Genomic DNA, 20,262 nt, shown 5'->3' on the forward strand with positions numbered 1-20,262 from the left:
CGAGGAGCGAGCGGACGCCGTACTGGCGGACCTCGTGGTCCAGGGACTGGGAGTAGCCCTCGATCGCGTGCTTGGACGCGCCGTAGACGGCCATGTAGGGAGCGGGGATGAACCCCTGCACGGACGAGAGGTTGATGATGCGCCCGCGTCCCCGGGAGCGCATGTGCGGCAGCACCTCCTTCACCATGCGCATGACACCGAAGACGTTGATGTCGAAGACGCCCTGGGCCTGCGCGAGGGAGGTCTCCTCGGCCGCGCCGATCGAGCCGACACCGGCGTTGTTGACCAGGACGTCGATCCGCCCGAACCGCTCGATCACCTCTCTGACCACGGCGGCGGCCGACTTGTCGCTGACCACGTCGAGGTCGAAGAACGTCACCCCGCCCAACGGCGCGACCCGCGAGGTGTCACGGCCCGTGCCGGCCACCTCGAAACCCGCTGCGACCAGCGCGAGCGCGGTTTCCCTGCCGATGCCGGAGGACGCGCCCGTCACCAGGGCCACTGGCCGATTTGTTGTCATCATGCACTCCCGAAGTCCTTTTGGAAACCGATCGGTTTCTCGTGCCCTCACTGTAAACCGATCGGTTTCCAATGCACAAGCTCAAGCACGGAACTGATCCCAGGCCGCGCCACCGGTCGGTTTCAGGTGGAGCCGACCGGCGCCCACCGGCATGGCGGCACGGACCGGACGAGCAGGCAGGACATACGCGAGAGCGTCATCCCCAAGCGTGTCGGTGTCCCGCAGCGCCGATGAACGCCGAATACACCGTGATGTCCGTCCCGGCGTAGAGCTGACCGCTCTCGACGTCGACCACCCACCCCGCTGGCCGGCACAACCGCCGTATTCGCCCGCCGCCGACAACGAAGAACGGGCTGCTCACCCCGCGACGCCGGCCAGCGACAACAAAGCTTGGGACCGATGCTGCCGGCGACGCTCACTGTGAATTACCTATCCCCTGGTCAGCGGGGTGTCCGGGAGGGAAGGTGAAACGGGACGGGACAAGCGAAGCCGAGAGTGGGGGAGCGACCAGCCACGGACGGCCCGCAGGATCAATACCGCACTTCCCGCGGAGCGCTTAGCTGCCGAAGTTCTTGCTCTTCGGCATGAAGTTGCTGGCGGTGAACGTCGCGCCCTGCTGGTCGCCGATGACGGTGATGCGGATCGCGTACGTATCCGTGGACCAGGGCGCGTCGAACGGCGGGACGATCACCCTTCCGCCGAGCTCAGTGGCCTTCTCGGCCGTGGCGTCGGCGTCGGCGGTGGCGAAGCTCACGCTCCACTGCGGCGGCGTGTCGGGCTGGTTGTCCGCGATCGGAATGACTCCCCCGACAACGTCCTCGAACCCCTCTGGGGCTCCGGCCCTCGCCAGCCGTCGGCGCAGTCCCGGGTGGTGCTCGCGCGCAAGCCAGTCGCCGTACCCGGGCAGGGTCCACCCCTCGGCCCTGCCGCCGATGTCGGCCGTCCGCCACCCGAAGACCGATCCGTAGAACGATCTCGCCCCTTCGGCATCACGGGTGTTGAGGCTGTTGAAGACCACCGCGCCCGGGTCGTTGACCAGCCGCGCACCCTTGTGTTCCCGTGCCTCCCAGACGGAGAACGCCGCCCCCTCGGGGTCGGTCAGGACGGCCGTCCGGCAGGCATCGAGGAAGTCGAAGGGCTCCGCCACGACGCCCCCGCCGGCCTCGCGAACCCTGGACACGGTCTCGTCGGCACCGTCGACCCAGAAGTAGGTGCTCCACATCGCGGTCGGTGGCGCTCCCTGGGGGATCGACCGGATGGCCGCGACATCGCCGCTGCGCGGTTCACCCGACGTGTCGAAAATCGACGAGCCGACCGTCTCGCCCCGCGCGATGAAGTAGTTGCCCGCCACGCTCGGCGGCATCACGTCCTCGAACTCCCACCCGAACAGGCCGCCATAGAACTCGCGCGCCGCATCGAGGTCGGGCTCGCTCACATCCACCCAGCAAGGGACGCCCGGTATGTACCCGTCACGTTGGGGCATCGGGGCTCTCCCACCGATCGCCTAAACCGCCTCAAGAACAGTGAGACGGCTAAGGCCCCGACCGCACAGCCCCCTCTCAAAGCAGGGCAACGCGGACCACCCCACAAGGGGCGCGAGGAACTGCGCGACAAGCCACAACGAACCCGCACCCACCAACCCACAGCCAGTGGCCCAGCCCAACCCAGTGGAACGCCTACGCAGACTTGAAGGCCTGCCGCTGCCGCCCCAACCCCTCAATCTCCAACTCCACAACATCCCCCGCCCTCAGGAACGGCTTCGGCTCAGGCTGCCCGAGAGCAACCCCCGCCGGCGTACCCGTGTTGATGACATCCCCCGGGTACAACGTCATGAACTGGCTCACATACCGCACCACTTCAGCGACCGGGAAGATCTGGTCGGACGTACTGCCGTCCTGCTTCAACTCCCCGTTGACCCACAGCTTCAGCCCGAGCGCCTGCGGATCGGGAACCTCGTCCGCCGTCACCAGCCACGGCCCGAGCGGATTGAACGTCTCGCAGTTCTTCCCCTTGTCCCAGGTCCCGCCCCGCTCGATCTGGAACTCCCGCTCGGACACGTCATGTGCCACCGCGTACCCGGCGACATGCGCGAGCGCCTCCTCGTGCGAACCGAGATAGCGCGCAGTACGTCCGATGACAACCGCCAGCTCGACCTCCCAGTCGGTCTTCACCGAGCCGCGCGGCACCAGCACGGTGTCGTGCGGCCCGACGACGGTGTCAGCCGCCTTGAAGAAGATCACCGGCTCGGCGGGCGGCTCGGCCCCGGTCTCGGTGGCGTGGTCGTGGTAGTTGAGGCCGATGCAGACGATCTTGCCGATCCGGGCGAGCGGCGGACCGACCCGCAGCCCGGCCGCGTCCAGCACGGGCAGCCCCCCGGCACCGTCCCCGGCCTCGGCCGCGGCGCGGATCCGGCCGAGCGCCGCGTCGTCGGCGAGCAGCGCCCCGTCGATGTCGGGCACGATGCCCGACAGATCCCGCAGGACTCCCTCGGCATCGAGCAGCGCGGGCCGCTCAGCCCCGGCCGTACCGACTCGCAGCAGCTTCATGAGCACAATCTCCTCTGATCGCGGGCAGCCCGACCGATGGGTGCAGCCATCGGAGGACTGGTCGATCCTCCAAGCTCCACGTCCACTCCGCAATACCCGGTTCACAACCTGGACCATTACCTGACGGTAGTCACAGAGCCGCTCACCAGCCGCTCATCCCCCGGTGGCAGCCGCGAGCGGCGACGCCCCCGGCATGTCCCGGTACAGGACGGCCCGCTCGACCGCGCTCCACGTCGTACTGGTCACCACGTACAGCGCGGCCGCGAGCGGCACCACCGCCACGGTGAACAGCGTCATGAACGACATCAGCGGCATGAACTTGGTGATGGCACCCATGCCGGGCACCTGCGGACCATCAGTGTCCGCCGCGGGCACGGCCGACGCGGCGGCGACCGCCATCTGCCGCTTCGTACGCCGGTAGTTGAAGGTCGCGACGACGGTGACGATCACGAACAGCGCGACATACACCAGCCCCTCTGCCCCGAACATCCCACCGGCACCGAGCGCGTCCGCCCACCGGTCGCCCAGCGGCGCCGCGAACAGCTTGTGGGAGAGCAGGGAGTTCGCCTCGCCGCCGATCGTCGAGTTGGAGAACAGGTGGTAGAGGAGGAAGAAGGCAGGCAGCTGGAAGAAGCTGGGCAGACAGCCGGAGAGCGGCGACACCTTCTCCTTGGTGTGCAGTTCCAGTACGGCCTTCTGCAGTTTCTCCGGGTTCTTCTTGTGCTTCTTCCGCAGCTCGGCGATCTGCGGCTGCAGCTTGGCGCGCGCCCGCTGCCCGCGCGCCGAGGCCCGCGACAAGGGGTGCACGAGAAGTCGTACGAACGCGGTGAACAGGACGATCGCGGCGGCCGCCGCGGAGGCCTGGAACAGCGGCTGGAGCAGTTCGGCCAGCCCTTCGACCAGGCCGGCGAAAAGGGACATGAAATCGGACAGGACAGCGGACATGGATGAGCCCTCCGTGGGTCTCGTCGTGCCGGGATGTGGAATGCGGCATGACGACCCGCGAGGGGTTCTGAGAGTTCTGAGGGTTCTGAGAGGGGTCCTGCGCCTGCGAAAAGCGGTGGTTCCCTGAATCCCTGCGAGTCCCTACGCGGCCGTCAGGAGGGGACGGCCGGGTGCTCGGGGACGCCTGCGCCCCCGGGCGTCGGGATCGCGCTGCGGCAGGAACGCCGTGCGCTTCTCACGGTCGCGGATGGCCGTACGGACCCGGGTACGGGGCACGGCGGGCGCGAGCCGTGAGGCGATGAGGGAGCAGGCGGCGAGCGCGGACCCGGCGGCGGCGGTCGCGGCGAACGCGACGGCCCCGACGAGGCTGCCGGAGTCGAGGAGCGCCACCTCAAGGAGGAGGACGAACAGCACGGCGGCGGGCTTCAGGTGCGCCCAGGTCCGCGTCATCGGCTGTCCTCCCTCCATCCTCCGTGTCATTTCATGCTCCAAGCCTTCTTGCCGTTATACAGGATCGACCCGTCCCGAACATACGACCGTACGGGCCGTACACAGATCACGTCCCGGCCGGCTCAGCGGGGCCGCATCGAGCGCAGCTGCCCCCAGACCACCAGGCGGTACCTGGAGGTGTACTCCGGAGTGCAGGTGGTGAGGGTGAGGTAGTAACCGGGGTCCGTGTAGCCGTACTGCCGGTGGACGGTACTGCGAGGGACCGGCCGGATGACTCCCCCGTCCCCGGGCAGGGTCTGCGACAGCGATCTGTCGACGACGTACGTGTACACGGCCGACCGCGTCTCCACTTCGATCCGGTCCCCCTCCCGGAGCCGGTTGATGTACCGGAAGGGCTCACCGTGGGTGTTCCGGTGCCCGGCGAGCGCGAAGTTGCCGGGCCTGCCGGGCTGGGCGGTGTCCGGGTAGTGGCCGGCGTACCCCTTGTTGAGGACGTTCGGCTTGCTGATGCCTTCCGCGACGGGGACGCGGAGGTCGAGGCGGGGGATGGTGAGGATGGCGTAGGCCTGGTCCCAGCGGGGTTGCCGGGCGGGGGTGGCGGCGGAGCCCGGGGTTCGGCGGGAGTCGTCGCCGGAGCCGGGGCGGGTGTGGGCCGGGTCGCTGTCATCGGCGGTGGATGTGTCTTCGGAGCGGCCGCTCGGGGCCCCACCCCCACTGCCCCGCTCTCCCCCCTCCTCCTCTCCCTCCCCCCACTCCTGCTCAAGGGCCTGGACCTGCCGCTCGGCCCCCTCACGGGCCTGCCGGTTGGTCCACCACAGCTGATGGGCTACGAGCAGGAGGAGGACGACGCCGAGGGTGACGAGGATTTCGGCCGCGTTCCAGAGGAGCCGGGCGCGGCGGGCACGCCGTCGCCGGGCCCGCTGATGGACGACGGGAACCCGCATACGTACGCCTCCCTCCCGAAGCCGAGGCGGCACGATAGGCGTTGCGGCGCCAACTCACCATCCCCATGAACGCCACGCACGCTCCGCGTGGCCCGCACACTCCGTACGCCCGGCTCACTCCCCTCCCCCTGTTTCCCCGTGCTTCTCCCCCTGGCCTGCACATACCTCTCCTCTGTCGGCCGTCGGCAGTACGGTGTCCACCATGCGCCCCGACACGCCTGCCGAGTACGTCGACCACAACGCCGAAGCGGCACGCCTGGAGCGGACCGCCGGCCTCTACCCCGAGGACGCCGAACACCTGCTCCTGCAGGCCGCGGCCCACCTCGAACTGGCCGACGACCGCCCCCGAGCCTCGTCCCTCTACGACCGCCTGCTCACCGGCTCGACCACCTTGGAGAACCCGTTCCTGGTACGGGCCCTGAAGGCGGCGAACCTCTGGGAGTACGGCCATGAGGCGGAGGCGAAGGCGATCATCGAGGGAGTCCGCGCGGCTGCACCCCGCGACCCGGCGCCCTGGGTGATCGTGGCGGAGGCCCTGGAGGCCCACGACGAACTCGGGGCAGCGCAGGAGACGTTCACGGAGGCGGCGGTCCTCCTCCTGACGGACGTCCCGGAACCCCCGTACGCGACCCACCCCGTCCTCTTCGGCCGGCACCGCGTACGCCGCATGCTGGGCCTGACCCACGACAGCTGGGACACGCTGGCGGACACGCTCCACTCCTCGCCCGTATCCCTGGACGAGCTCCACGACCCCAAGCGCGTCTGGTCGCTGGGCTCCAACAACCCGGCGGAGCTGGAGGCGGAGATCTCCCGCCTGCGAGCGGAGCTGGGCACGTACCGACAGGCCCTGTCCCGCCCGTTCCCGGTCGCCGTCCTCCACTGGCCGACCGACGAACTGGCAGAACTCCTGGCCGCGTACCCGTCCTTGGCGGCGGAGTACCCGTCCCACGAGGAGCACCTCGCGACCATAGAGGCCTCCCTGCGAGAGCTGGCCGCATCCGGCACCCCGAACCTCGGCATCGTGACGGGCACGGTCCCGTCGTACGAAGCCTTCGCGGCTTCGGAGGCGGCTTCACCGGGCGACGCCTCGCTGCTACCGCAGTACGCGACGACGCTGGCGGCCCGGGGCAAGGCTGTGGCTTGGCCGCCGCAGCGGGGGGCGGTTTGTTGGTGTGGGTCGGGGCGGGGTTATGGGGAGTGTCACGGGACGGCGGAGTAGCCCAGACCCGATGAGCCCCAGCTTCGCTACTCCTTGCTGGGGCTGACCTCTCTTTCCCACCACTCACGGTGATCGCGAATGTAGTCCGGATGCACTTTGTGCCAGCCCTTCGTCTTGAGCTTCGGCAATACGCTTGCGCCGAACATCCCAGCACGCACGATGATCGACCAGTCATCGGCCACGACGACAGCGCCAATATCGAGCCGCACATGGCAATTGGGACAAAGACAGAGGATGTTCGGCTCAACGTCAGGCCCATTATGGGGATTACCTAAGGGCTTTATGTGAGCACCCTCGCTGTAGGGCCTACCATCCGGTCGCTCCATGCGGAGGCCACACAGTTGACACTCCCCCTCGTAGAGCTGCTTGATGCGCCTGACTGCCGCGGTATCGCGTACGAGTCGCTGCACTAGCGTGGGGCGCGCCTCGGGGAACTTCTCACCCTCTTGCTGCTCATCGAACTCGTCGAGCTCTTCGATCATTTCGACGATGTGGCCTTCGGCGGAGATGGGTTCCTGGAGAGGGCCGGGGAGACGCTCCAAGTCGAACTGACAGATTTCTATCTTCGCGCCGTCCGGTGCAGGCGACCTCGAAATCGCCGTACGGATCGCCGTGATCTCGTACAGGCCGTCATACCGATAGTCATCGGGCAGCGAGTAGCGCGAATCCCCCTCAAAGCCACGAATAACACGAATAGGATATTTGCGCTCATAGCTGCGCTTTAGTGCCGCATTATCCTGGTATGACCATGACTGGCTGCGTAAAAGCTTGCCTGTCGCCTCATCTTTGTCTTTGTCCGGTGAGGCACCCGTGTACCGCACCCACGCCCAGTGATCCTCGTCGTCTTCGTACCCACCGTGCAGCACGATGGCGTCTCCAACTTCACTGCCGTCCTCGTCGGCTAGCCAAGAGATGCCCTTCTGATTGGTTCGGTGCAACTTAGCCCGCAGCACGTCCAGCCTTCGATGGAAGACATCCCCGGGGGCAACACCCTCGATATGACCGATGACTCGTTCGATTTCCACGCTTCCATACTGGAGCGAAATCGATCATTGATGTCAAACTCTTATCGAAAGTTGACCAGTTATCGCGCATAGGGTTCCAGAACAGCCCGCCCCGCCCCGCCTGGTGTCAGTGGTCTCTGTTACACATGGCTCAGCTGTCTGAGCGATCAAGGGGGATCAGGGTGTCTGAGCCGGGGGACCTGTCGCAGCCTGTCGCGGGTGTGTACGAGGAGCTCATCACGCTGCGGTGTGAGCAGAAGTTGAAGGAGCTCGCCACCCTGGGATGGCGGCCGGTTACCGACACAGTGGGAGCCGAATCGGTTCCCCACGTCCTGGCAAGGCACGTCGCCGATGCTGTCCGACGCGTACTGCACAACCTCCCGGTTGGGGAGCGGGTGTACGCGGCGAATCACATCCTGGAGTCCATCAGCACCCTCGAAGGCGCACAGGAGTGGGTGGACCTAGTGGCCGATGGGCCTCGTCAACTCCTGGCGCTGACACGGCAGGAAGCGCCAGGAGTCTTCGCCGTCCGCCCCGCTATCCCGCTCTCGGACACTGCTTTGATCACCAACTCGCCCGAGGATCCGAGTCTCGGCTTCGAACTACGGGCTGAACTCGCCACCGCTGACCGCGTCGATCTCCTCTGCGCCTTCGTGAAGTGGCACGGTCTCCGCATCATCGAGCAGGCCCTCAAAGCAGCCCATGAGCGGAAGGTACGCATACGGGTCATCACCACGACATACATCGGAGCAACCGAGCGGCGCGCACTGGATCGCTTGGTGCGGGAGTTCAACGCCGAGGTCAAGGTCAACTACGAGACACGATCGACGCGGCTTCACGCCAAGGCGTGGCTGTTCCGTCGCGAGAGCCGTTACGACACCGCGTACGTCGGCAGCTCCAACCTATCCAAGGCCGCGCTACTCGATGGTCTGGAGTGGAACGTTCGCCTGTCCTCCATCTCTACGCCCGATGTGCTCCGAAAGTTTGAGGCGACCTTCGAGGCATATTGGAGTGACCCCTCCTTCGAGACGTACGACCCCGATGCCGACGGAACCCGCCTGCAGGAGGCATTGGCCATCGCCGGAGGCACCTCTTCAAAGCCAACGGCAGACCGAGGAATCACCCTGTCCGGTCTTGAAGTACGGCCCTACGCACATCAACGCGACATGCTGGAGCGGCTGGAAGTTGAGCGGGAGGTGCATGACCGTCACCGGAATCTCCTGGTAGCGGCAACTGGCACCGGCAAGACGGTGATGGCGGCACTCGATTACAAGCAGTTGCGTAAGAAGCACGGACGTGACCTGCGGCTGCTCTTCGTCGCCCACCGCAAGGAGATCTTGCAGCAGTCCCTGCGGACCTACCAAGACGTCCTGGTGGATCCGAATTTCGGCGAATCTCTCCACAGCGGGGAAATCCCGGAGCGCTGGACGCATGTCTTCGCCAGCGTGCAATCACTGAACGCGCGAGCCCTGGACAGGCTTGCTCCTGATCACTTCGATGTGATCGTGATCGACGAGTTCCATCATGGGACCTCGCCGACATATCGGAAGATCCTCCATCACTTCCAGCCGTTGGAGTTGCTCGGGCTCACCGCGACACCCGAGCGCATGGATGGCAAGAACATCCAAGACGAGTTCTTCGATGGCCGGATCGCTGCTGAAATGCGACTATGGGAGGCCTTGGAGAACGACCTACTCAGCCCCTTCCACTACCTCGGCATCAGCGACAACACCGACCTGAGCGCGGTGAAGTGGGAGCGTGGAGCCTACGATGCACGCGATCTGAGTAATGTGCTGTCGGGGAACGACGCGCGGGCACGACTGGTCGTGAAGGCCGTCGAAGAAAAGATCGTGGAACCCGGTGTCATGCGGGCGCTGGGATTCTGTGTGTCGGTCAAGCACGCGCACGTCATGGCGAAACACTTCCAAACCGCCGGTCTCAACGCAGTTGCCTTGTCTGGTGAGAGTCCAGCCGAGCAGCGCAAGCAGGCATTGGCCGACCTCAAATCCGGGGCACTGCAAGTGATCTTCTCCGTCGACCTCTTCAACGAAGGCCTCGACGTCCCCGACGTAGACACACTGCTCCTACTGCGCCCTACATCAAGCGCGACCGTGTTCCTCCAACAGCTCGGCCGGGGCCTGCGTCGCACCGAGGACAAAGCAGTGCTGACCGTCCTGGATTTCATCGGGCAGCATCGCAAAGAGTTCCGCTTCGAGAATCAGTTCCGAGCGCTCACGAACCTCACCCGCAAGCGTCTCCTGGATAACATCGAGCATGGCTTCCCACAGCTGCCGTCCGGCTGTCAGATCATCCTTGAGGAGAAGGCCAAGAAGACCATCATCGCGAACATCAAGGAGCAGATCGGCGTCAACGTCACCGCTCTGGCGCGCGAGGTCGCCGACTATGCCGAGCCGAAGATGAGCCGCTATCTCTATGAGAGCGGGCGCGAACTCAAAGAGCTCTACCGAGGCAACGGCAACTCATGGACTGGGCTGCTGCGCCGGTCTGGGCTGTTGAAGGGTGAGGTGCCGGAAGGTGAGGCCTCGCTACTCAAACGAATCTCAGCCTTCCTCCACGTGGACGACCCACTGCGAGTAGCGGCGTACACGCGGATGCTGGAAGACGATGCTCCCCTCTACAGCGAACTCGACGAGCAGGGGCAGGCCTACGCCCGCATGCTCTTCTTCCAGCTGTGGCCGCTCGGCGGCATCACCCGCAAGGGCTTCGCACGTTACGACGGCGGATTTGCGACTCTGCGCAAGCAGCACGCCGTCCGCAGCGAGCTGCGCCAGGTGCTGACGTACAACCTCGCTCACACCGAACATGTCCCGATCCCGCTGCTAGGGATTGGCGGGCAGAGCGGCATCCCACTCACAGTGCACGCCTCGTACAGCCGTGAAGAGATCCTCCCCGCCCTTGGCCAGTCCTACATCGGCGGCTTCATGCCAGGAGATTTCCGCGAAGGTGTGAAGTGGTGCGAGTCGCACAAGACCGACGCTCTCCTCATCACTCTAGAGAAGGACGAGAAAGACTTCTCTCCACAGACCCGCTATCACGACTACGCGCAGAGCGAGACCACCTTCCATTGGGAGTCCCAGCACCAGACTTCGGAAACCTCCCCGACCGGCCTCCGCTACCAGCATCACGCCTCTGAGGGCAGTCACGTCCTGCTCTTCGTACGCCGTTACAAGGGCACTGATATCGGAGGGGCTCACCCGTGGATGCTGCTCGGCCCCGCCGAGTACAACGGCCACACAGGCAGCAAGCCGATGGCGATCACGTGGAAGCTGAAGCACGAGATCCCAGCGGACGTCTGGACTTACTCGGCGATCGTGGCGGGGTAACTCTCACAACGATTCTCCCGCGAGGCCGGCTTCAGCCTCGAAGTGCGTCTGCGCTCGGTCGAGCACTCCATCCGCATTACGGCCATACGCCCGAAGCCAGTGCAGGAGGTCGGCGATGACGTCGATCGCCACTGCTTCTGCCTTAGCCGAATTCAACCGGCTTGGGTCTGCCGCCGTGTGTAGCGGCGTCGCTACGCGATAGAGATCGAGCACTTTCTCTACTCTGGCTACACGAGGACTTACGCTGTGCCCGTTGGGCGCGGTCAGGCTGGTGGAGAGCTCGCACCATGTCACCTTTCGATCAGCCAGGAGTTGGACACCCCAGCGATCAGCGACTGCGCCGATAAGTGCCATGCCGCGACCTGTCTCGGCATCAAGGTCCGGGCTGAGAAGCGTCGGAAGAGCTCTTGAGTCGGGGTCATGGATCTCGATACGCAGGTGGGTGCCGTTCATCGCGACGGTGAGCGTGGTCGGGGTACCGAGACCGACATGCGTGATGACGTTGGACACGAGCTCGCTGACGCAGAGTTGGGCTGCGTCGATGACCTCGGGCAAACCCCACAGCTCCAGGTGCAACCTCATGATGCGGCGCAGGCCTGCGACTTCCTCGGGTTCGGCCACGAAGGGGAGGTCCCACGGCTTCCTCGGCAAACCGGCGGTGCAGTCCATCGTTCAACTCCTCAGGCGTAACGTCGCGTTGCGATACGCAACCGACTACACACCGAGAGTTGCATTGGAACTCTCAAAATGGAACTCTCATCTCGTGTTGATGGGAGCACGGCTACGATCCGCGCGCCCCCGGCGCGCACAACCTTGCCGTTGCAGTTGATCAACACCGGCGATCTGACAGATCGACATGAAGGGCCTTGGACATGGCAGTCGGACCCACCACTCGCAGGCGTCAGTTGGGCGCCGACCTGCGCCGTCTCCGCGAGCTCAAGGGCTTGACCCTTGAAGAGGCGGGCGCACGCGTCGGCATCTCAAAAGCGACGCTGAGTCGCTACGAGACCAAGGAAGGCTCAGTCAAGTGGCCTGCCGTGGACGCCCTTTGTCGCGAGTACGGCGCCTCCGACGAAGAGCGTCTCGCTCTGGTCGAGCTGGCGAAGGGTGCCAAGATTCAGGGCTGGTGGCGGTCGCTCGCTGACCCCATCCCTGAGTCGATGAACCTCATGCTCACGCTTGAGGACGAGGTGGTGCGGGAGGACCATTACGCCTGCATGTACATCCCGGGGTTGCTCCAGACTCGCGGCTACGCAGAAGCCATTCACCGAGCCTCGGAAATGCGGTGTCCCGAGAGGGAAGTGCAGCACATGGTCGACATCCGCATGAAGCGACAGGAGCTCCTGCAGCGGCAAGAACCGCCCCACATCTGGTGCGTGATCGACGAGGCGGCGGTCCGGCGAACGGTCGGCGGGCACCAGGTCATGCGAGAGCAACTGCGGCACCTCTTGACCGTGGCGGAACTCCCCCACGTGACTGTGCAGATCCTCCCGTTCTCAACAGGGGCTCACGCGGCGGCAGTTGGCAGCTTCGTGGTCCTGGGTGGCCAGACTCCCGAACTGGATGTGGTGTACGTGGACATCCTCGGCGGTGGGCTCTTCATGGAAAAGCCCGAAGAATTGGAGCGTTATAGATTGGCGTTCCAATACCTTCGCGCGCAGGCACTTGACCTCAAGTCCTCTGTGGCGCTGATCCACCGCATAAGCGAGGAGTCTTGATGGCCACTCGGTCTGAGGCCCACTGGTACAAGTCGTCGTACAGCGGCGGGAGCGGCACCGAGTGCGTTGAGTGTGCCCACACCGTTGGCAGCACCCTCGTACGCGACTCCAAACACACCAACGGACCGGTTGTCGCTGTTCCTGTCCACGCCTGGCAAGCCTTCATATGGGCTTTGGAGGGAGGGAAGTTGGAGGGGCGCGAGCCGTGAACGGACCAGGCGTCCTGCGGCAGCGTAATTGCCTGACGTCATGGATGTGCAGGGTGACTGGTTCTGGCCCAGGTCGGTCGCCCGCGTTGTAGGCATCCCGGACGCGCGGCCCTTCCTATTGCTCTGATGGTTCAGCCTTCGAGCCACCACCTGGCCCCCGCCCAGGCAAGCACGTACCCGAACCCGTTGACCGACCAGTGCAGTGCCGCAGGCGCCAGCAAGCTGCCGGAGCGGCGGCGCAGCTCGCACAGGACCGCACCGGCGACGGCGGTGGCCGCGATGGTGGCCGTGACGGTCAGCGGCACGGCTGTCGAGTCGGTTCCGAAGGCTGCCTCGGTGGCGGCGTTGGAGCGGTTGAGGCCGCGGGAGGGTAGTAGGTGCCAGAGTCCGAAGAGTAGGGACGACATGGTGGTGGCCCATGTGGTTCCGTGTCGGCGGCTGAGCATCGACCACAGGACGCCGCGGAAGGCCGTCTCTTCCAGCAGTACGGTGCCGAAGGGGACGCGTACCAGCACCTGCCACAGCAATTGTTCCGTGGACAGGCCGGCCGCTCTGGCGTCCCGGAACGCGTCTCTGGTGAGTGGAACGGCCAGGGCGATGACGAAGACGACGAGGACGGCGGCGGCCAGGGCGGGAGCCCATCGCAGGCCCCGGCGGAGGGCTGCCGCGTCCAGGCCGAGATCGGCCGGGGTGAGGCCGTCCCAGCGGGCGATCAGGATCAGGGCGGCTGTCGCGGTCACGCAGGTGAGCACGTAGGCGCCTGGCGCGAGCCAGTTGTTGAGCAGGTTCGCGGCGACCAGGACGGCGACGAGGGCGAGAATCCGCATCTTGGTTCCAGGGTGCCCCGGAATCTCTCGGGGGCTGCCCGGATCTCTCGGAATCTCCCGTCACGGGCCGAGTGCGGGCGCGTCAAAGGGCCGCAAGCGGGCGTCCTTCGCGCCCACCTCCAAAACCGGCCCGGGTCAGAGCAGGTCAGATCAGGGCAGATCAGGTCAGCGGATGTGATGTTCGGCCCGAGGCCTCGTCTATTTCGTCGTGTGCCTTTGTCAGGAGTTTCATCGCCAGTTCGTTGAGGGCCCTGGCTCCGGCCACCTCCTCGCCGACCCGGGGCTGGTTCGAGTCGGAGGGGTGCCGGCTCGCGTAGCCGTGGGCCCGTACCTCGCTCCCGTCGGGGAGTCGTACGAGGGCGGCGGCGCGGGTGCGGTGGGTGTCCTCCAGGAATTCCAGCTCTACGTGCCATCCGACTGCGGTCTGCGTCATCACGATCACCTCCGGAACCTCTGCTTCCAGGGTGCGCCTGTTCCGGCGCCGTCGCACGGCATTGCGTGCACGGCCCACCGGGCATATAGGGCTGCGTGGGCCGACGAGCTCAGGGATGATCTGCCGTATGAGAGAGGTGGCGGGGACGGGTATGGATGACGCCCGTGCGTGGGACGAGCGGCTGGGCTGGGCATACGGGCTGATAGCGGACGACCCCGGTGAACGGGCCGCCGCGCTTGAGCGGCTGGCTGCCGAGCGGAAGAAGGTCGACAGCGCTCTGGGGCGGTTCAACGAGGCCTGGTCGACGGCGAACCGGCTGGAGCTGGAGGGCGATGCGCGGTGCCGGGACGTGCTGTGGTCGGGGGCGTACGAGGAGTACAAACGCGTCAAGGGCCATGTCCTGCCCGACGCGCTGTGGGACGGGGAACAGCATGACGAGGGTGCCGTCCCCTGGCCCGGGCTGCCCTACGCGTTGCTCTTCCTGGAGTGGGAGGCCCGGTATCCGGAGGAGTGGACCCGGCACGCCAAGGCGTGGGGCACGAAGCAAGCGGTCATCCGGGATCTGGCCAAGGCCGCCGTCGGAGGGGATCCGGTGGTCAGGGCGAAGCTGATCGATCTGGTCGAGGTCGTCGTCCGGCGGGCCTACCGCTGCAAAGACCGCGAGTACGTGCGCGTCGCCCGGGCCGTCGACGGGGACGAGCTGCGCGATCGGCTCGGCCGGGCCCGTGACTCGGAGAACCCGTGGGCGCGGCTGCACGCCGGTTACGTGCTCTGGCTCCTCGATCGTCCCGAGGTGCCGAACACCCGGCACGTCTGGCGGACCTGGCTGGAGACGGCAGCCGCGCCCTGAGGTGGCGTGAAGTGCCTTGGCTTGAGGTGCCTGTGCCTTGAGGGGTCGGGGACGACAGCCCCGCCGTACGTGGCTCGTGGCTCTCAGGCCGCGGGCGGGAGTTCGGCTCGGCCGAACAAGAGGGCGTATCCGCGCGGGAGTTGGTGCAGTACCCGGGTCACCAGGTCGTCGCCGACCGTGGACGCCACGACGCTCAGGACTGAGCTGACGTCCCAGCGGGCCGTGGCCGGGGTGGACCCCTCGATACGGGTGGCGACCTCGTCCACGAACTCGGCCGCCGTCAGGCGGCGGACGGCGGGCACCTGGGAGGCGAGGACGCGGGCCGCCTGCTCGGGGAGCCGGCGGGCCAGTTCGACGCGCTCGTCCCCTACGACGTGGCCGCCGAGGGCGGAGAGCACGATGCGGGTGACGCGTTCCGCCTCGGACTTGGTGGCGTACTGGCCGGAATCGCGTACGGCCTCGATCAGTTGGCTCCATCTCGGTGTGCCCGGCGTGCTCGGCATACCCGGCGTGCTCGGCGCGCCCTGCGCGTATGTCGGGGTCGGCGCGTCCGCCGTACTCGTCGTATTCGCCATACTCCTCGCGGTCGCCGTACTTGTCATGGTCGTCGCGGTCGTCGGGGGCATCTCGCGCGCTTCTCCTTCTCCTGTGTCGGGGGCGGGTGCGGTTGCGGGTGCGGATCCTGAGCAGACGGCGCCCCGCGGGCGCGTGCCCGCGGGGCGTTGCGGCGGTTGTCAGGTGCGGAGCTGCTTGCGGTCGCCGCCGCCGGTGATCTGGATGCGGCGCGGCTTGGCCTGTTCGGCCACGGGGATGCGCAGGGTCAGGACTCCGGCGTCGTACGAGGCGTCGATGCGTTCCGTGTCGAGGGTGTCGCCGAGGAAGAGCTGACGGCTGAAGGTGCCGGTCAGACGCTCGGCGGCGATCACGTCCGCGCCCTCGGGGGCGGGGGAACGGCGCTCGGCCCGTACGTTCAGCACGTTCCGCTCGACGTCCAGGTCGATCGTCTCCGGGTCGATGCCGGGGAGGTCGAAGTGGACGATGAGGTCGTCACCGGCTCGGTAGGCGTCCATCTGCATCGCGGCGGGGCGAGCGGGGCCGAAGACCTGCTGGGTGAGGCGGTCGAGTTCCCTGAAAGGGTCGGTGCGCATGAGCATCACGGGGCGCTCCTTCCGTGCGGTGTTGGGTGCGATGCCCTACGGCTTTTTATATAACTCGCGAGAGGAAAGTTGACAAGCCTGGGCTCATAGCCACTCTGTGTAACTGTTTTATTCCGTTCCGCATCCCGGCAACCTTTTCCCTCCCCGCTGCCACCTGCCTCTGACGAATCCCCCAACTCGTGTGCAGGGAAGGTCAGATGAGCCGCAACGCCAGTACCAGCAGTCGCAGACGGTTCCTCATCAGTACAGCGGGCACGCTCGGCGCGGGGGCCCTCGGCGCCCTGAGCCTGCCCGGTACCGCCAACGCCTCCGCCAACACCTCGGGCGCCGCCGCCGCGGCGACCGGCACCCTCTACATCGCCAGTGACTCCACCGCCCAGACGTACAACTCCCGCTACTACCCGGAGGCCGGGTGGGGCCAGAAGCTCTCCTCGTTCCTCACCTCGAACATCACCGTCGCCAACCACGCCATCGGCGGGAGGAGTTCGCGGTCGTTCATCGAGCAGGGGCGGCTGGCGGCGATCCATCAGGTGATCAGGTCCGGCGACTACCTCTTCGTGCAGTTCGGACACAACGACGCGACCGTGGGCAATGCCGAGCGGTACACGTCGCCCGCCGACTACAAGGAGTACCTGCGCAACGACTACATCCGGGCGACCCGGGCCCGGGGTGCGACGCCGGTCGTCGTGACGCCGGTGTCCCGGCGCTCCTACAACGCGTCCACCGGGAAGTTCAACGTCTCCTTCCCGGCGTACGTGGACGCGGCGAAGGCGGTCGCGCGGGAGGAGGGCGCCCCACTGGTCGACCTCTCGGCGGCCAGCCGCACGTACCTCGACGGGGTCGGGATCGAGGGCTCCAAGCAGATCTTCCTGTGGCTGAACCCGGGGCAGTACCCGAACTTCCCCAACGGCGTCCAGGACAACACCCACTTCCAGGAGCGGGGCGCGGTCGAGATGGCCCGGCTGGTATCCCGGGCCGTGGCGGGGCTGGGACTGCCGATCTCGGGTGAGGTGGTGCCGGCGGCGGTCGCGGGCTGACGGGCGTACGTACGGGGCCGGGGGCGTCCTGAGCCGAGGACGGCCCCCGGTTGCCCGCGCGGGCGCGTTAGCCTCGGTTCGGCTCGACAGGGGCAGCACCAGGAGACGAGGCAGTGATGGTGAAAGTACCGGCCGCGGTGGTGGCGGCGAGTGGGCTCATCGGTGGGTACGGGGTCGCCCGCTGGACGAAGAAGCGGCCGCTGGGCGGGGTCGTACTCGCCGTCGCGGGGGCCGCTGCCGCGCGGCAGTGGCGGCAGCGGGCCGGCGGGAAGGCGGCGGGGGCGCTGACCGCCGCGTACGTCGTCGGCTTCGCCGGGTCGCATCCGCTGGCCAAGAAGGTGGGGGCGTGGCCCGCCGTGCTCGGGACGGCCGGGGCCGTGGCGCTGGCGTCGTGGGCGGTGGCCGACCGGCGAGGCTGATCACCCTCCTCGGAAACCCCTCGGAAGCCGTGGGGCGCGACAGGGATCTCCGGGCCGAGTCAGGAGCTCTGAAAAGCCCTGCGGTACGCCTGTGGGCTCGTCCCCACCACCCTCTTGAACCGGTCCCGGAACGCCGTCGGCGACCCGAACCCCACCTGCTCCGCGATCCGTTCGACGGGGTGGGACGTGGTCTCCAGTAGGTGCTGGGCCCGGCGCACCCGCGCCCGGTGCAGCCACTGCAGGGGCGTCGTACCGGCCTGTTCGCGGAAGCGGCGGTTGAGGGTGCGGGCGCTGGTGCCCGCGTGGGCGGCGATGTCGTCGAGGGTCAGGTCGCGCTCGGCGTTCTCCTCCAGCCACGCGAGCAGGGGTTCCATCGTCGCGCCGGCCGGGGCCGGCGGCTGGGCGTGGACGATGAACTGGGCCTGCCCGCCCTCCCGTTCGAGCGGCATCACGGCGAAGCGGGCCGCTTGCGCGGCGACGGCCGAGCCGTAGTCCCGGCGGATCATGTGCAGGCACATGTCGAGGGCGGCGGCGGAGCCCGCCGAGGTGAGGAACTGGCCGTTGTCCACGTAGAGGACGTTCGGGTCGACCGTCACCGCCGGGTACATCTCCGCGAGGTCCGGGGCGGCGATCCAGTGGGTGGTCGCCCGCAGCCCGTCCAGCAGACCGGTGGCGGCGAAGACGAACGCGCCCACGCAGACCGAGGCGATCCGGGTGCCCTTGGCGGCGGCCGCGCACAGCGCCTCCGCCACACCGGGCGGCAGCGGCACGGTCGGGTCGGCGACACCGGGCAGGATGATCGTGTCCGCTTCGGCCAGGGCGTCGAGGCCGTACGGCACCCGCAGCGTGAAGACCCCCGCGCTCACCTCCCCCGCCGATCCCTCCGGTCCGCAGACCCGGACCCGGTAGGCGTCCCCCCCGTCCGGCAGCCGGGCCCACGAGAAGGTGTCGATCGGCGCGGCGAGGTCGAAGGGGATGACCTGGTCCAGGGCGAGGACGGCTATCGAGTGCATGGTGAAAGCGTAGGCCGGGCGCTGGCGAGAATCCGTTGAACCCTGGCAATCTCGCCACTTCCGCAAGATCCCGTACGCCGCCTACCGTCCCCTCGTGACCAAGTTTCTCCTCGTCCTCCACGTCCTCGCCGCGATCGTCGCCGTCGGGCCCGTCACGGTGGCGGCCAGCATGTTCCCGCCCAGTGCGCGCCGGGCTCTCGCCGATCCGGGAGACCCGCGGGCGAGCGAGACCGTGCGTCTGCTGCACCGGATCTGCCGGGTGTACGCGGGTCTCGGCATCGCCGTCCCGGTCCTCGGTCTCGCCACGGCCCTCAGCATGGGCGTACTCGGCGACGCCTGGCTGATCGTCTCGATCGCCCTGACCGGCCTCGCGGCCGCCGTCCTGCTGGCACTGGTGCTGCCCCGCCAGGAGGAGCTCCTCGAAGCGGCGGAGACGGCGTCGGAGACAGCGGAGGCAGCGGCGCCCTCCGGGACGACCGAAGTCGCCGCGAACCCTCGCGCCACAGCTCAACTCGCCATGTTCACCGGCATCTTCAACCTGCTGTGGGCCACCGTCACGATCCTGATGATCGTCCGTCCCGGCTCCACGACGGGCGCCTGACCGACGCCCGCGCACTACTCCCTCCGGCTCCCTCCGGCTCCCTCCGGCTCCCTCCAGAACCGGCGTCGTGACTCAGCCCCGGTGCCCGAGCACGTTCACCACCCGTCCGTTCGGGTCCCGGACGAAGAACCGCCGTACGCCCCACTCCTCGTCCCGCAGCCCCCGTACGATCTCCGCGCCGGACGCGGCCACCTCGGCGTACACCGCGTCGACGTCCTCGACCTCGACGCTCACGTCGGAGACGACCGGGGCGGTCCGCTCCTCGGTGAAGAGGCTGATCTGGGCGGTGGGGTTGGCGGGTGAGGCGAGGGTCATGACCCAGCCCAGGTTCATGACCTCCTCCAAGCCCAGCAAGCCGTAGAAATCACGGCTCCGGGTCATCGACTCCTTGGAGTCGACAGGCATGTTGGGGACGATCCTGCGAACGCTCACGGGACTCCACACTCCTCACGGTGCTCAGGACGCGCACGACGAGCGGTGGGCGATGACCCACCCGTCTGTCGAGTCTCCCGTGTCCTGCCTGAACTGCCGGGCCACGGACGCGGCGACCAACACCCCCGCCGCCATGACCAGTGTGAAGAACGCCCAGGCCATCGGCCAGACGGCGGCGTCGGGCGATTCCGCGTGGGTGTGGAACGAGAGGTACATGAGCGTGGCCGGGGGCACCGCCACCAGCAGCAGCGGCCAGGCGAGAGCGTCCCGGTGGCCGAAGTACGCGGCCAGGAGGAGCAGGCAGACGGCCAGGACCACGACCCCGAGGACGCTCACCGGTGTCGTCTCGGTCGTCGAACCGGGTGACTCGGGACGGTTGCGCAGGTCCCAGGGCAGACAGATGAGGTACGCCGCCGAGGACAGGGCGGCACCCAGCAGGCGGGTCAGCCAGCGTTCCGTCCAGGGGCGCTTCGACAGGGGGCGCAGCAGCTTCTCGGTCAGCGGCTTCTCAGTCAGCGGCTTCTCGGTCATGGGAACGAGGGTTCCCCGGACGCACACAGGGTCGACAGAGTACGGATACTCAGTTCCCGCGAC

Annotated in this window: 23 protein-coding genes; 8 read left to right on the forward strand and 15 right to left on the reverse strand. The window is 67.3% G+C overall.

Annotated features, from left to right (window positions below; all coding sequences use genetic code 11):
* The 6 genes from AB0I18_RS23260 to AB0I18_RS23285 form a co-directional block, all read right to left on the reverse strand.
* The coding region (locus tag AB0I18_RS23260; protein ID WP_363107467.1) for an SDR family NAD(P)-dependent oxidoreductase at positions 1 to 520 on the reverse strand (520 nt) is incomplete at its 3' end.
* Positions 521 to 1,076: 556 nt separating this feature from the next.
* Entirely contained in the window at positions 1,077 to 2,003 is a 927-nt protein-coding gene (locus tag AB0I18_RS23265; RefSeq protein ID WP_363107468.1) for a VOC family protein, read from the reverse strand.
* Between the two features lie 193 nt (positions 2,004 to 2,196).
* A complete protein-coding gene (locus AB0I18_RS23270; RefSeq protein ID WP_363107469.1) occupies positions 2,197 to 3,066 on the reverse strand; it encodes a fumarylacetoacetate hydrolase family protein in 870 nt (289 codons plus the stop codon).
* 153 nt (positions 3,067 to 3,219) lie between these two features.
* Entirely contained in the window at positions 3,220 to 3,987 is a 768-nt protein-coding gene (locus tag AB0I18_RS23275) for a YidC/Oxa1 family membrane protein insertase (protein ID WP_363107549.1), read from the reverse strand.
* Between the two features lie 165 nt (positions 3,988 to 4,152).
* Positions 4,153 to 4,461, reverse strand: coding sequence for a DUF6412 domain-containing protein (locus tag AB0I18_RS23280; RefSeq protein ID WP_363107470.1), 309 nt, complete (start codon positions 4,459 to 4,461; stop codon positions 4,153 to 4,155).
* 122 nt (positions 4,462 to 4,583) lie between these two features.
* Positions 4,584 to 5,405, reverse strand: coding sequence for a class E sortase (locus tag AB0I18_RS23285; protein ID WP_363107471.1), 822 nt, complete (start codon positions 5,403 to 5,405; stop codon positions 4,584 to 4,586).
* Positions 5,406 to 5,607: 202 nt separating this feature from the next.
* On the opposite strand from AB0I18_RS23285, the gene AB0I18_RS23290 reads away from it, so the two are divergent.
* A complete protein-coding gene (locus AB0I18_RS23290) occupies positions 5,608 to 6,624 on the forward strand; it encodes an SEC-C domain-containing protein (RefSeq protein WP_363107472.1) in 1,017 nt (338 codons plus the stop codon).
* Between the two features lie 26 nt (positions 6,625 to 6,650).
* Here the strand turns inward: AB0I18_RS23290 and AB0I18_RS23295 are convergent, their stop codons facing one another.
* A complete protein-coding gene (locus tag AB0I18_RS23295) occupies positions 6,651 to 7,649 on the reverse strand; it encodes a YDG/SRA domain-containing protein (RefSeq protein WP_363107473.1) in 999 nt (332 codons plus the stop codon).
* A 125-nt stretch (positions 7,650 to 7,774) separates the two neighbouring features.
* Between AB0I18_RS23295 and AB0I18_RS23300 the strand changes: the two genes are divergently transcribed.
* Positions 7,775 to 10,972, forward strand: a complete 3,198-nt coding sequence (locus AB0I18_RS23300; RefSeq protein ID WP_363107474.1) for a DUF3427 domain-containing protein — start codon at positions 7,775 to 7,777, stop codon at positions 10,970 to 10,972.
* 3 nt (positions 10,973 to 10,975) lie between these two features.
* On the opposite strand, the gene AB0I18_RS23305 is transcribed toward AB0I18_RS23300, so the two are convergent.
* Positions 10,976 to 11,641 (reverse strand): ATP-binding protein, encoded by a 666-nt coding sequence (locus tag AB0I18_RS23305; RefSeq protein ID WP_363107475.1) that lies wholly within the window; start codon positions 11,639 to 11,641, stop codon positions 10,976 to 10,978.
* A gap of 203 nt (positions 11,642 to 11,844) precedes the next feature.
* On the opposite strand from AB0I18_RS23305, the gene AB0I18_RS23310 reads away from it, so the two are divergent.
* The gene (locus AB0I18_RS23310; protein ID WP_363107476.1) at positions 11,845 to 12,690 is read left to right on the forward strand and encodes a helix-turn-helix transcriptional regulator; all 846 of its coding nucleotides are present in this window, start codon (positions 11,845 to 11,847) and stop codon (positions 12,688 to 12,690) included.
* Positions 12,690 to 12,899 (forward strand): DUF397 domain-containing protein, encoded by a 210-nt coding sequence (locus tag AB0I18_RS23315; protein ID WP_363107477.1) that lies wholly within the window; start codon positions 12,690 to 12,692, stop codon positions 12,897 to 12,899. The genes AB0I18_RS23310 and AB0I18_RS23315 overlap by 1 nt, the downstream gene beginning before the upstream one ends.
* 131 nt (positions 12,900 to 13,030) lie before the next feature.
* On the opposite strand, the gene AB0I18_RS23320 is transcribed toward AB0I18_RS23315, so the two are convergent.
* A complete protein-coding gene (locus tag AB0I18_RS23320; RefSeq protein WP_363107478.1) occupies positions 13,031 to 13,726 on the reverse strand; it encodes a CPBP family intramembrane glutamic endopeptidase in 696 nt (231 codons plus the stop codon).
* A gap of 160 nt (positions 13,727 to 13,886) precedes the next feature.
* Entirely contained in the window at positions 13,887 to 14,159 is a 273-nt protein-coding gene (locus tag AB0I18_RS23325) for a DUF1876 domain-containing protein (RefSeq protein ID WP_363107479.1), read from the reverse strand.
* A gap of 151 nt (positions 14,160 to 14,310) precedes the next feature.
* Here AB0I18_RS23325 and AB0I18_RS23330 point away from each other — a divergent pair, with 151 nt between their 5' ends.
* The gene (locus tag AB0I18_RS23330) at positions 14,311 to 15,009 is read left to right on the forward strand and encodes a hypothetical protein (protein ID WP_363107480.1); all 699 of its coding nucleotides are present in this window, start codon (positions 14,311 to 14,313) and stop codon (positions 15,007 to 15,009) included.
* An 83-nt stretch (positions 15,010 to 15,092) separates the two neighbouring features.
* Here AB0I18_RS23330 and AB0I18_RS23335 read toward each other — a convergent pair whose 3' ends face one another.
* Both AB0I18_RS23335 and AB0I18_RS23340 read right to left on the reverse strand, forming a co-directional pair.
* Positions 15,093 to 15,512: a DUF2267 domain-containing protein gene (locus AB0I18_RS23335; protein ID WP_363107550.1), complete on the reverse strand. Its 420-nt coding sequence runs from the start codon at positions 15,510 to 15,512 to the stop codon at positions 15,093 to 15,095.
* A 231-nt stretch (positions 15,513 to 15,743) separates the two neighbouring features.
* On the reverse strand, positions 15,744 to 16,163 hold the full coding sequence (locus AB0I18_RS23340; RefSeq protein WP_363107481.1) for an Hsp20/alpha crystallin family protein: 420 nt from the start codon (positions 16,161 to 16,163) through the stop codon (positions 15,744 to 15,746).
* A gap of 200 nt (positions 16,164 to 16,363) precedes the next feature.
* Between AB0I18_RS23340 and AB0I18_RS23345 the strand changes: the two genes are divergently transcribed.
* Together AB0I18_RS23345 and AB0I18_RS23350 are read left to right on the forward strand one after the other, a co-directional pair.
* Positions 16,364 to 17,203, forward strand: coding sequence for a rhamnogalacturonan acetylesterase (locus AB0I18_RS23345; protein WP_363107482.1), 840 nt, complete (start codon positions 16,364 to 16,366; stop codon positions 17,201 to 17,203).
* A gap of 116 nt (positions 17,204 to 17,319) precedes the next feature.
* Positions 17,320 to 17,622: a hypothetical protein gene (locus AB0I18_RS23350; RefSeq protein ID WP_363107483.1), complete on the forward strand. Its 303-nt coding sequence runs from the start codon at positions 17,320 to 17,322 to the stop codon at positions 17,620 to 17,622.
* 59 nt (positions 17,623 to 17,681) lie between these two features.
* On the opposite strand, the gene AB0I18_RS23355 is transcribed toward AB0I18_RS23350, so the two are convergent.
* A complete protein-coding gene (locus AB0I18_RS23355) occupies positions 17,682 to 18,635 on the reverse strand; it encodes a helix-turn-helix domain-containing protein (RefSeq protein WP_363107484.1) in 954 nt (317 codons plus the stop codon).
* 94 nt (positions 18,636 to 18,729) lie between these two features.
* Here AB0I18_RS23355 and AB0I18_RS23360 point away from each other — a divergent pair, with 94 nt between their 5' ends.
* Complete coding sequence (locus tag AB0I18_RS23360; RefSeq protein ID WP_363107485.1) at positions 18,730 to 19,236, forward strand: DUF2269 family protein; 507 nt, start codon at positions 18,730 to 18,732, stop codon at positions 19,234 to 19,236.
* Between the two features lie 72 nt (positions 19,237 to 19,308).
* Here the strand turns inward: AB0I18_RS23360 and AB0I18_RS23365 are convergent, their stop codons facing one another.
* Both AB0I18_RS23365 and AB0I18_RS23370 read right to left on the reverse strand, forming a co-directional pair.
* The gene (locus tag AB0I18_RS23365; protein ID WP_363107486.1) at positions 19,309 to 19,668 is read right to left on the reverse strand and encodes a VOC family protein; all 360 of its coding nucleotides are present in this window, start codon (positions 19,666 to 19,668) and stop codon (positions 19,309 to 19,311) included.
* Between the two features lie 24 nt (positions 19,669 to 19,692).
* Positions 19,693 to 20,169, reverse strand: a complete 477-nt coding sequence (locus AB0I18_RS23370; protein ID WP_363107551.1) for a hypothetical protein — start codon at positions 20,167 to 20,169, stop codon at positions 19,693 to 19,695.
* Between the last annotated feature and the right edge of the window lie 93 nt (positions 20,170 to 20,262).

The sequence above is a fragment of the Streptomyces sp. NPDC050704 genome (assembly GCF_040654355.1).
Classification (GTDB): Bacteria; Actinomycetota; Actinomycetes; order Streptomycetales; family Streptomycetaceae; genus Streptomyces.